Below are 265 nucleotides of genomic sequence, written 5' to 3' on the forward strand. Positions count from 1 at the left end.
GCGCATGAGTACAACGAGAGCCTGAAGCGGCGCGGGCAACTGAGCCTGTATGGTGCCGAGGGCGACCTGAAGGCGCTGTTCATCAACGACACGCCCTACCCGAAGGGCGTGTCGGGCCAGGCCCAGATGTACAGCGAGGCATACCTTGAACTGATCTTCATCTTCTACCGGCTGGTCGGCTGGGGCATGCGGCAGATCACCGGCCACATGCGCGAATTCTGGGCGCTGCGTGGTCTCGACATCGCGGTGCCCAGCTTCAGGCTTC

1 pseudogene is annotated in these 265 nt (G+C 63.0%); it reads left to right on the top strand.

From position 1 onward, the window contains the following. Positions 1-265: pseudogene (locus GWC77_RS28590) on the top strand (hypothetical protein); the annotation flags it as partial.

The sequence above is a fragment of the Paraburkholderia sp. NMBU_R16 genome (genome assembly GCF_013282575.1).
Taxonomy (GTDB): domain Bacteria; phylum Pseudomonadota; class Gammaproteobacteria; order Burkholderiales; family Burkholderiaceae; genus Trinickia.